Source organism: Lactococcus sp. S47 (assembly GCF_016517475.1).
In the GTDB taxonomy this organism is placed as follows: domain Bacteria; phylum Bacillota; class Bacilli; order Lactobacillales; family Streptococcaceae; genus Lactococcus; species Lactococcus lactis.
In genome coordinates, this window is sequence record NZ_JACVUB010000017.1 from 1 (window position 1) to 11887 (window position 11887).

General features: G+C 33.6%; 8 protein-coding genes. All 8 read right to left on the reverse strand.

The window, feature by feature from the left end; genetic code table 11:
* Nucleotides 1–3713, reverse strand: a 3713-nt coding sequence (locus IAE52_RS11235; RefSeq protein WP_200136802.1) for a bacterial Ig-like domain-containing protein, incomplete at its 3' end; no start/stop codon positions are given.
* A 474-nt stretch (nt 3714–4187) separates the two neighbouring features.
* On the reverse strand, nt 4188–4415 hold the full coding sequence (locus tag IAE52_RS11240; RefSeq protein WP_109991012.1) for a DUF4176 domain-containing protein: 228 nt from the start codon (nt 4413–4415) through the stop codon (nt 4188–4190).
* 128 nt (nt 4416–4543) lie between these two features.
* Complete coding sequence (locus IAE52_RS11245) at nt 4544–7684, reverse strand: SbcC/MukB-like Walker B domain-containing protein (protein WP_109991013.1); 3141 nt, start codon at nt 7682–7684, stop codon at nt 4544–4546.
* A gap of 2 nt (nt 7685–7686) precedes the next feature.
* Complete coding sequence (locus tag IAE52_RS11250; RefSeq protein WP_109991014.1) at nt 7687–8859, reverse strand: exonuclease SbcCD subunit D; 1173 nt, start codon at nt 8857–8859, stop codon at nt 7687–7689.
* A 151-nt stretch (nt 8860–9010) separates the two neighbouring features.
* Entirely contained in the window at nt 9011–9949 is a 939-nt protein-coding gene (locus IAE52_RS11255) for a 2-dehydropantoate 2-reductase (RefSeq protein WP_021722833.1), read from the reverse strand.
* Between the two features lie 199 nt (nt 9950–10148).
* Nucleotides 10149–10568 (reverse strand): Spx/MgsR family RNA polymerase-binding regulatory protein, encoded by a 420-nt coding sequence (locus tag IAE52_RS11260; RefSeq protein WP_010905888.1) that lies wholly within the window; start codon nt 10566–10568, stop codon nt 10149–10151.
* A gap of 186 nt (nt 10569–10754) precedes the next feature.
* Nucleotides 10755–10919 carry a hypothetical protein gene (locus IAE52_RS11265; RefSeq protein WP_003131055.1) on the reverse strand — a complete coding sequence of 55 codons (165 nt, stop codon included), beginning with the start codon at nt 10917–10919 and terminating at the stop codon, nt 10755–10757.
* 326 nt (nt 10920–11245) lie between these two features.
* Nucleotides 11246–11887 (reverse strand): LPXTG cell wall anchor domain-containing protein (locus IAE52_RS11270; protein ID WP_200136801.1); only part of this gene is annotated, 642 nt, incomplete at its 5' end.

Sequence of the window (11887 nt, forward strand, 5' to 3'; positions counted from 1 at the left end):
TTTCCAATTGTAAGTGTTGGACTTTCTCCGTCTTTACCATTTGTACCATTTGTACCATTTTGACCATCGGCACCATCTTTACCTGCTACACCTGCTGGCCCTTGTGCTGAAACTCCCGTATCTTTTCCATCAATATACCAATCACCATTTTCTCCAATGCTAATATCTGGCTCTTTACCCTCAGGACCTGTTGGACCAGTTACTCCTGGATCTGTGGTTCCGGTAGGAGGGACAACCGTGAGTGATCCTTCACCAGGAAGTGTTACACCTCCTGTTGCAGCTGAACTACTTATAGAACTTGAGGAACTACTAGCTATACTTGAATTATTAGTTGCACTAGAACTTTCAGCACTGTTATTAGAACTAGATGCAACATTACTGCTATTACTTGTCGTGCTAGAACTATTTGAATTGTTTGGTGCAACAACCGTCAAGCTTCCTGACCCAGGTAGAGTAATTGGGTCGGCAAAAGTAACTGTACTTGTCAATATGTCTCCCACAGGAATACTTGAAGCATCAAAGTTATAAGTCAAAACAACATGACCAGAACCGATATTATCAACTACCATATTTCCATGGGCGGTAGCAATAATTTTACCTGTATGGCTGTCATAAAGGGTCCCTTCCGTAGGTTGAGAAGTATTTGCGTCCATCATATCATTTTCAACTTGAACAAAATCATAGGCTAGTTGGTTTCCATCCGCATAAATTTGTCCTTGTAAATACGCTCCCGCAAGTTGGTGATTACCAGAAGCAACATAAACTGGCGCAGATGATTTATAAATTTTACCAGTTATAGGATCAATGTAACTATAATCTACTGTATAAGTTCCGACTGAGTTTGTATTAACGTATCCAGATACACTGAGTTCATCAAATGATAAACTCTTACCTCCAGTGATAATTGCAGAAACGAAGCCAGCATCTGGAGAATATTGATCCCCAACAAATACGGTTTGAGATTGGGTCGTAATTGTTACAGCACTAGTTGGAGCAATTATAGGGTTAATATTTTCATTGTTCATTTGATAGACAATTGTTGTATAACCAGCCTGTGTAGGAGCGCTGTTTAAACTTACTCCCGCAGTATTCCCTCCTTGCGTAGATGCTGCAGCAGTCCCCATTGTTGTAGTTGCTCCATTTAAAGTTGGTTTAACTACAAACGTTTCGGGTACAAACATACCATCCTGATTTAATCCTGTAACAGCTTTTTGACCTTGATAATAATAGTTTTCGTATGCAAGGTTTTGACTAATCTGACTGCTTGGGTCTTGTGCTGTAAACCCAACTGTCATAGTTGCAGATGCTGTTATTGTAGGAATAGCAGCTGTTCCTGTACCATTTGCACCAACATTCCCACCAAGGCTGAGAACACCATCAATCACACCAATACCAAATTGGCTAGCATCAAGTGGGCTGCTTAAATTTCCTTGTATTGAACCAGCAATAGCAGAATTTGATAAATTAGCAATATTGCCTATTCCTGCTAAAGTTTGACCTAAAGAATACCCTATACTATTAGTTCCGCTTGTTAAACTATTTGTAATATCTGCTTGTAATCCTTGGACAATAGAATTATATCCTTTTAAAGCGGTACTATAAGCTGCCGTGGTTGTATTGAGTATACCATTCAAAAAGTTATCTACAATAGCAAGCCCTGTATAAGAAGTATTACTTGAGTAATCATCAAATAGATTTGTAATCGAACTTGGTAGAGTAACAATCGTTCCCAGTTCATTACCTACTGATTGGGTATAATTTGTCACAAGATTAGTTGCCCAGTTAGCTACAGCAGTAATAAAGCCATGACCACTTCCTTGAACGGTAAAGGTACCATCACCGTTATCAACAACTGGTGCAAGGTAATTTTCAGTAAATATTCCGCTCGTTGGGGAGCTAGCATTTGCCAATACCTTTCCAGATTCATTAATAGAATTTATTGCAAACTGAACATTATTACCATACTGTTGTAAAGCTGTCGCTGCAACTGTAGTTATATACTGAATCTGAGTAGCAACATTATAAATTCCTTGTTCAAAACTAGTAGGATTAATTTTTAAAAGTTCACCAATAGTAGGTCCAGAGAAAAGTGCTCCTCCAGTAAGTGGATTTGGAATAGATATTTCAGTACCTAAAACTGTAGTAATTAAATTATTAAGTTGTTGTTGACCGCCATTTAAAATAGAATTAAATGACAACTGGTTAAAAGGCGAAAGAATAGTATTTACTGAACTTGAAATAATTCCATTCACATAATCTGTTGCTGAGAGTCCAACATACTTAAGGACGTTGTCTGGAACACTTACAGCTGGATCAATAACTGCCTCTAAAGCACCAGTAAAATATGTTGCAAGAGAGGAAGCTAAGTTACCATTCAAAATTTGATTGATTGTATCAGTAGTTGAAACCCAAGCAGAGCCCGCACCTGCAGCTATATCATTTACAAGGGAAGCCACACTTCCTACTGCACCTCCAAGAGTATTAGCTAAAGCTTCTGTCGTACTTGAGTCAGCAGTATATTGAATGCTAACCATTGCAGTACTGGCTGCTGAAGTGACGATATAGCCAGTTTCTTCTGCGCTCATCATATTTTGCATTGAAGCAATGGCTGTACTATTTGCAGTAATACTAGTCAATAGATTCGTCATCTGTGTAAGTAAAGAAGCCGCACTTGCATTAAATCCACCCACTGCAATTGCTTGTGATTCTGCGGCAGACAATGAAGCATAATCAATCGCCATAGAACTAGTAGTTTTTGACAAATCAGCAATCGAGGATGCAATAGCAGAATTTTTTGCAGTTGTAGAAGTTGATTGAACAAACCCTTCACTTCCCACCACATTGTTCGGATAGTAACTTTGAGCTCCTTCATTTATTATTTGATAAGAACCACCAATTGTTTGTGCCGTTGCATTATTTTTTACAGCGAGAGTTGTTGTAGTCCCTTGTAAATTAGCTGTCGATTCCTGATTTGCTACATAAATTACTTTGGTATCTGCTACTGATAGACCAGCCTCTACTAAATCAGAAGGGGCTTCAACTGTCCATGAATAATTCCCCCCAGACAGAATATCATTAGCTGGTTCTCCTGAAGGTACTATTTGAGTTTGCTTAATATCAAATGATGTTGAAGAGTTTGCACTACTACCAGCTTGTATTGCCCCATTATTATTCAATGCTGTGCTATTTGTAACTCCTAAAGCTGGTGAGGCTGAGGAATCAACTCTGTTAACAGAACTATTAACACTATAAGTTCCGTCAGTATTAGTTGTATTTTTAGTTTCTGGAAGTCCTGTTGGAGCTGCAGTAGAGCCTAAAGAGTTTGAAATTACTGAAGTTCCATCTTGTCTTAAAACAACGTTACTCGTACTCGTTACAGTTGTAGAACTAGCCACACTTGAGGTAGCTGCTAAACTACTAGCAACCACCATATTTGAAGAAGTGATTGAACTTTGCAGTGAATTAGCATATGAGGCATTATCAGCGCCTGCGGTGGCATTAGATCCTAAACCTCCGGTTGCGGTATTTTCCGTCCCAGTAGCACCCGCTGAACTAAGAACTTGTCCATCTGCATGTACGTCTAGTTCAGTTCCTAAAGCACCTACTAATATAAATGCAATAACTGCAGAACTATAAAGCCAAGTTTTACCAGATTTCCAAGTACGAAATTGAGTGTTTACTTCTTTGAGATTTTCTTTCTTAAGTTTCTCCATAGTTGATTCCTTTTCGTTTAAAATAAAATTGTTTCACAATAACATAATACATTTAAATTAATAATAATTCAAGTCTTTGGAAGTATTATTCATAATTCGCTTTTATAAATAGTTTCCTTTTTGATATTTTTTTAAGACACAACTCCTATCTGATAAAGAGTTTTATATAGATTACACTATAGACAAATAGTTTTTTATTCATCAAAAACTCACTTCCTATAATGAATAATTATTCATAATTGTTAAAAAATCGAGTAAAAGCCCAATATCAACCTAATAATTGCTATAAACAAATTATTTTCTTTCATTAAGAATCCAATAATATTTGTTGTATTTTTTTTAAAGCGAAATAAAAAGATTTAGACATACAAAAATTCTTATTTTTTGCCATCAACAGTAATTGTAAACAATAAAAAAAAGCAAAAGATATAAAACCCCTGCCTTTTCATAGAACTAACTCCATAATCTTTTCAATTAATTATCTAAAAAACCCATTTGAAAAATATAAACAACTTCTTCTTGATTAAAATAACGAATTGATTTGAGATCTTTATATCCTTCTGGTATTACTATTGCTGAATAGTCTAGCTCACTATTTGAATCTAACCCTACTTGCTTATAACCAATGATCATCAATTTTTCACTTCCACCAGCAAGTAAAACTACACTCCCAAGTGGCAGAAAATCCTTTAACTCCCTCATAATTTACAATTTCCCTTATTGCTTCTTCCTATAACTCTTATACGTTAGAGTAATTATAACATTTACTTGAACACAAAGCTACAACTGAAATAGAAATATTACATCATTTTTAGTTAGCATAAAAAAAATTATTTAATAACAGGTTTAATATTACTTCTACCATCCCCCATTTTATTTATGATAATTTGTTGTCCAATAGTTGCTTTCATTTCCTCTACATGGCTAATTACTCCAACTAATCTATTTTCACCAATTTGTTCAAGAGCTTGCATCGCTTTTTGTAATGTTTCTTGGTCAAGAGAACCAAATCCTTCATCAATAAATAGTGCTTCTATTTGGACACCATTAGCTGTATTTTGTACGACTTCACTTAAAGCCAAAGCAATTGACAATGCGGCTATAAATGTTTCTCCACCCGATAAGGTATCAGCTGAACGAGTCGCCCCTGTTTCATTATCATAAATATTAATATCTAAGCCATGATCCATTCGTCGATTATTTCCCTCGCCAGCAAGTTCAAATCGATATCTATTGTTTGACAACTGATTAATAAAATGAAGGTTAGCATAATCAAGAATTTTTTCTAAATAATTTTGAACCACATATGTTTCAAGCCTTAGTTTATCTTCGGAAGCTCTACCAGAAATTGCATTATAAAGCTTAGTAATTGCAGCTTTTTTGCTAGCATCCTTATCTTGTTCTTTTATAACTTTTTTTAATTCACTAAGGATCAACTTCGCTTGCTCTACTTCATTTTCAGCAGACACCAATTTTTTTTGCAAAAAAACATAGTTTTCATTTGTCTGTTTTTTTTCTTCTTCAATCAATGCAAGATTTGGTCGCTTTTTATTTTGAATTAATTGCTGAATATTTTTAATTTCGACTTTCAATCTTGCTTTATCTGCTTTATATTGTTCAACTTTTTGGGAAATCTGAATTAAGTCATCATCATAAGCCCACTCTTTTAATATTTGAAATTCTGTCGTGAATGCCTCTTGCTCAGAAAATTTTTCTTTTATTTTTTCTTTATTGGCGCTTATCCTTTCAAGTAATGTTGCTTCTTGGCTTTCAAATGAATTTAAGCTGGCCGTTTGTGAAGAAATTTTTATTTTAATATCTGAAAGTTGTGCCATTAGTTCTGACAGATGTTTTTCAAATAAATCAGCTTTTTCCATTAGCCTATTTCGCTTCCTTATCAAATTATAACTTGTTTCAGTAATCCCTATCTCCGTTATTTCAGCGTTTAAATTTTCTATCTGTCTATTAAACTCTTGATTACTATATTCAAAGTCTTTTACTTTTTCCTGTAATTCAAGTTTTTTTGACTCCAAATCAGCAAGCTTTACTTTTGTTTCATCATTTTTTACCTCTTCCAACTCTAACGATTTCGTTAAATTTAAAAGACTTTCCTCAATAGATACTTCATCAAAGGAATCCGGAAATATTTGTGAATAATCAGCAATAAATTCACTATAAAGAATTGAAAGTTCTTTTTCAAACTCATCTGCCTCTATTTTTTTCAAATCAAGACTAGTTTTAAGTTCAGTCTTTAATTGTTGTAATTGTTTATTTTTCTCCAAAAGGACTGTTTGTTTCTTTTGTGATTCATCAATCTCTTTCAATAAATTTTCAAGTTCTTTATAAGAGCTTTCTTCAATAGTTTCTGTAAACGGATGTTCTAATGCACCACACACGGGACATGCTTCGCCTTCTTGCAACTCAGATTGCAGCTGTGCGATCATCAAGCGTCTTCTACCTTTTAATTTTTCATTATAAGCAAATTTAGCCTTTTCTAGATTGTCCTTATTTTCAGAAAGCGTTATTGTGTTTTCTTTTAATTTTAATTCTAACCCAACAATATCATCTTTTGAATGTTTCACTTTCTGAAAGGTCGGAATTAATTTCCCTCGAAACGTTAATTCTAATTGATTTCTCTCTTCTCTTTTATTAATAAAGTAATCATCAGAAATAACATCATCTTGAAGAGTTGAAATATTTTCGGCTGCTTGTCCCAAGTTAGCTTTAAAACTTTCTAGTAGTGTGAGATTATCAGCTTGCTCTAACTTTAACTCCTCTACCTTTGATTGTTTTTTTTCTACTTGAAGTGATAGCTGAATCTGGATAAATATTTTTTCTGCTGCTTTTTTATTCCCATTAATATTTTCTTGCTGTTTATTTAAGTCCTCTTTTTCGTTTGTTAATTTTTTCAAAAGAATTTCATCTTTTGCTTTTTCAGAAATTATCCCAGCAATATTATTTTTTAAACTTTTTGACTGTTTTATATCTTGTTCTAATTCATGAATACTTTCTTTTAAGGGAGAGGCCCATTTCAATTTTTTTAGATATTCGGAATTTTCTTCAAAAATAGCTGACTTTTCAATAATATTCTGCTGGTAATCATTTTCTAAATTATTTAGATTTTTAAACTGATTTTCTAATTCCAACGCGGATTTATAAGCTATTTCTATCGAAGTTACTTTTTCTTCTTGTTCAAAAGTTTGACCTTCTATCTCATTTTTTCTCGCAACACGATCCTTCCATAGAGACGTGACTAGATCCAGTTTTTCTTGTTCAGCTGCATCTTCTAGTTCTTTTAATTCAATAGGATTCCAAATTGATGATTCATATAAATTTTGTTGTTTTCGATCATGTTCTAAATAAACAGCATTCATCTCTGAATTTTTAGCCTTTATCTCATTGCTAAAAGATGTAAAAATGTAGGTACCAAATATTCTTTTTAATATTGCCTCTTTATCTGGAGTAGAAGACTTCAAAAATCTCGAAAAATCATTTTGAGGTAGAAGAATTATTTTTTTAAATTGTTCGGCATTCAGATGTAAAAGACGAGTGATTTCTTCTCCAACGTTTTTAGGATTTATTGCAATATTATTTTTCTCGATTCCTTTTACTCTATCTACAATAGCTAATTTCGCTGTTGATTTTTGAAGAGTAGATCCACTGCCTCGTTTCTTTGAGAGTTTTTGTTCAGGACTTCTTTCAATTCTGTATAAAAGATTTCCTTGTTCAAAATAAAAAGTCACGCTTGTCCTATCATCAGCTGTTGCAAACTGACTTCTCATTTCTTTGGCATCTCTATCACCCGTTGTTATTCCAAACAACGCATATGTCATCGCGTCAAATATCGTGGATTTTCCAGCGCCTGTGTCCCCACTAATTAGAAATACAGGAGATTCATCTAGCAGTCGAAAATCTACGACAGAATTCTCATGGGGGCCAAAATAATTCATTTCCAAATATATAGGCTTCATTTTTATTTTTCTCCTTCTAATTCATTAAATGTACTTTCGATGATTGCTGTTTGTACATCATCTAGCGTTTCCCCTGTAGTAAATTTATAAAAACTAGAAAGAATTTCCACATTATCTAACGCTTCAATATCTTGACTCCTACTTCTTGTTAATTGTTTGTTTTCAAATTGATAGTCAAGTTCTATAATTGTTCCATAAATCTTTTGGAGTTGGGCACGTAAATTTTGTCCCACGAGTTTCGTCCGATCAAAATTTTTAATTGTAATCGCAAACCAAGCTTTATTAAGTGGTTGCCTTTCATAAAAATCACGGTTTATTAGTTGCTCCCATTCTTCTTCAAGAACTACTAAATCTGTTTTAACTTGTAGTGGAAGAAAGTTAGAATTGAGCATTTTTTCTTTAATTTCAACAACAAAGATTCCTTTTTGTGTTGACGCTTCTTTGGTATTAAATTTTACTGGACTTCCCGAATACTGTACTTTATCACTTGGGGAAGCTAACCTAGTATGAATATGACCTAACGCAACATAATCAAAATCTGCAAACTGTGAAACATTTAAGGTCGATAATCCACCTACTTTAGATGAGGTTTCACTTGTTAAAACAATTTCTTCTTTATGAGGACTCACCGCAAAATGAGTGACTAAAACCTGATTCTTCTTATTATTGAACTGACTTTTCATCTTAGAAATTACCAATGTCATCGCATCATCAATTGTCTTAATTTGTTTTGTGTCTTCTTCATCTAATCCCTGATTTGAAAAATATATTCTTGCATCCATTGGGTCAAAAAAGGGAAGTAAAAAAATCTGAGTTTCTTTTGTTTCCACTGGAATAAAGGCTTCCTCAAGAGATGTTCGTAGATGTAAATTATTAAAATCCAACCAGTCCTTAGCATAACTTAGTCTTTTGGCTCCATCATGATTCCCTGAAATCATATAAATAGGAAACTTTTCTATAATATTCATCTCTCTCAGCATCTGATTGAATGTTATGACTGATTCTGCACTCGGAACTGCTCGGTCATAAAGATCTCCAGCAATGATAATTCCATCAACTTGATTTTGTTTTGCCAAAGATAAAATTTGCTCAAATGCATATTTTTGTTCTTCCAATAAAGAAAAACCATTGAGTGTTCTTCCAATATGCCAGTCTGATGTGTGTAAAAATTTCATATCTCTATCCCCCAAAAATAATCTTAATCCTTATAATATTCACCTTTCATTATAACATTATCAAATAGTTTTATATTATTCATTGATAGAGTATCTGATAAAACAAAAATACTAGCATTAACACTAGTATTTCAATAAATTCAATTATTTATTATTTTGCTTTTAATAACTCTTCTTTGCTGTGAACTAATTGTGTTAAGAAATCACAATAAGGTGTGGCTACCTTATATTTTTTACCTTTACGTGAAACAGCCCCATTAATATAGTCAATCTCTGTCAATCGATTATTTTTAATCAAATCCTGATACATAGAAGGGTAATGTAATCCAATTGTGGATGGATCAAAACAGGTTTCAACGTGCTGAACTACTTCAGCAATATCAAGGTTTACATTCTCAAATTTTGCTACTGCTGCAAATTCATTAACAATAGTAACAACCATATCATGTGCTGGTTTTGTTTCACCTAATCCGGCCATATTAGTGTCTAAAATAGTACAAAGGCCATTCATTGTTCCATTAACACAAGCTTTTCTATAAATAGAATAATGAATATTGTTAGAATATTTAGCATTCAGTCCCGATTCTGATAATATTTCTGCTAACTTTTTAGCTGTTTCTTCCTCACCTGAAATAAGATTTTGTAGCTCAACCGAACCATCACCAAATAATTTAGCTTTACCTGGACCTTCTAATCCAGCAGTCCACATAGTATTACCAATAAAGATATTATTTTTCGAAACATATTTTTCTATAGTATCTTCGTGACCAATTCCATTTAGTAAGCAAAGTACCTTGGTATGCTCGTCAATTAATGGTTTAATATCTTGTAGCATCTTATCTAATTGCATGGCTTTTGTAAACAAAATAATTAAATCTGTTTTTTCTTTAGAAGAAATCTCAGATTGTAACTCAACCGATAGATGAGCGGTGAGTTCTTCTCCATTGTAATTAGCTCGCAAACCATGCTCTTTAATCGCTTTAACGTGTTCAGGCCATCCATCTATAAGGGTTACTTCATTGCCACCTTTATGAAGCATTAAACCAAAACGACTCCCCATCGCTCCTGCACCGGCAATTGTAATTCTCATTTTATCTCTCAATCTACATATTTTTTCCATAAAATAACTGAATTCGCTATTTTTAAACGAGTTCAGTTATAGTAATTTATAGATAACAAATTATTTATAGTTAAAATTGTAGCTTTTTATTAGTCAAAAATCAAAAATTAACTTTCAAAATATAAGACAGAGATATTTTGAAAATTCAACAAACCCTCACTAGATATTCTTATTTTGCCTGATCCCAAATTCGAACATTTTCAATAGCGGTTATCAAGCCAAGCTGTCTGACTTTTCGTGGAAGAAATTTACGAATATCATCTTCGTTATAGCCTACTTGCAACCTATGTTCATCCACCACAAGTGGACGACGCAATAATTTTTGATTCTGAACAATTAACTCTACAAGTGAATTTAGAGTGAGCGCATCAAAATCAATGATTTTTGATAGTTTTTTATAAGCACTACTTCTTTTAGAGATAATTTCCTCTACTCCAGTTTCTGTTAATGAGAGTATTCTTAAGATATCTTTTTTTAATAAAGTATTTTCTAAGATACTTATCTCTTCAAATTCTAATTTGTTTGTAATTAACCATTGTTTCATTTTTTTACTTGAGCTACAGTTTGTCGAAGAAAATAATTTAATCATGGCATAATTTCCTTTTTTGTTTTTTATTATTTTTCTCTCATTTACAAATATATTATATTAAATATTTCATTTTTTGTCAATATATATTATTATTTTTATTTAATTTTTTTGTTATTAAACTATAGTTTTTATGCATACCCCTATTAAATAATAAAAGCCATCATTTTGATGGCTTTTGTTTAATACTTATTTTCTCCCCCCAGAAGTTAATGTCTTAAATTTATGCTTCCATTCGTTTTGGAACCATCGGTTTTCAAAGGTGTCTGCAAGCAGAGTATTTCTCTCTGTTTGTTGTTTACTATTTTTGACCACTTTTACTGATATTTTTTTAGACAATTGATTTCCTCCCATTAGTGCTCTTAGATGATTAACCGAACAGGCCACCTCTAAAACTACTATATAGCTTAAAAAAAATCTAAAGGATATAGAGAATCATTTCATTCTCTTAACGTAATTATACCAAAAAAATAACATTTTATGAAGAAAAAAGCTTACTTTTGATATAGATAATTTGAATACCCCATTAAATAACAAAAAAGCCAGTCGAATGGACTGGCTCAATGTTTGTAATTTGAAAAGAATTTCAGAGATGTCAAGGTTGGATATGCCTTGACTCTCTTATTCTATCGTATTTTATAAACTTTAACTAATTATTTGTTTGAAAAATTTTATTGGTGTTAGCTTTCATCCTCCTTTTTATTTTTACGCCAGAACAATAGACTACCAAGCAGAGATAGAATGACTGTTCCAATTACACCAAGCCAGCCAGTGTCTGCACCATTTGTTGCTGGTAATTTACCACTTGAGAAATACTTACCACCCATATTATCCCCACTATTACCTATTGCCATTCCAGAAGTCAAGGCCGGAATAATAAAGTCTGTTGGATCACTTACATTTCCTGCAGCATCAGTTGCGGTAGCCGTAAGTTGAGTACCCGGTTTAACCCCCGTCGGAAGTTTGATGCTATAGTTTCCATCTTTATCCACTATAGTAGTTCCCAAAACCTCACCAGTTGCTGGGTTTTTAATTGTTATTGTGGATCCAGGTTCCCCCTTACCACCAACCGTATAACCTGTATCAGTGTTACCAGTCACGGTATCTACACTTGGAGGATTAGGAGCTGTAGTATCTGACGGAGCCTTAGGATCAGCTGGAGTTTTCGCTGAGGTTGGAGCACTCACATTTCCAGCGGCATCGGTTGCTGTAACACTAATTGGTGCGTTAGGGCCGACTGAACCTGGAAGAGTAACGGTGTAAGCTCCTGCTTCATTCGCAGTTCCTGTTCCAACGGTTGCCCCACTGCCATCTTTAATTGT

Coding starts and splice junctions, on each gene's coding strand:
- IAE52_RS11245 (WP_109991013.1), bottom strand. CDS start 7,684: ATGAAGCCTATATATTTGGAAATGAATTATTTTGGCCCCCATGAGAAT.
- IAE52_RS11260 (WP_010905888.1), bottom strand. CDS start 10,568: ATGATTAAATTATTTTCTTCGACAAACTGTAGCTCAAGTAAAAAAATG.
- IAE52_RS11240 (WP_109991012.1), bottom strand. CDS start 4,415: ATGAGGGAGTTAAAGGATTTTCTGCCACTTGGGAGTGTAGTTTTACTT.
- IAE52_RS11255 (WP_021722833.1), bottom strand. CDS start 9,949: ATGAGAATTACAATTGCCGGTGCAGGAGCGATGGGGAGTCGTTTTGGT.
- IAE52_RS11265 (WP_003131055.1), bottom strand. CDS start 10,919: ATGGGAGGAAATCAATTGTCTAAAAAAATATCAGTAAAAGTGGTCAAA.
- IAE52_RS11250 (WP_109991014.1), bottom strand. CDS start 8,859: ATGAAATTTTTACACACATCAGACTGGCATATTGGAAGAACACTCAAT.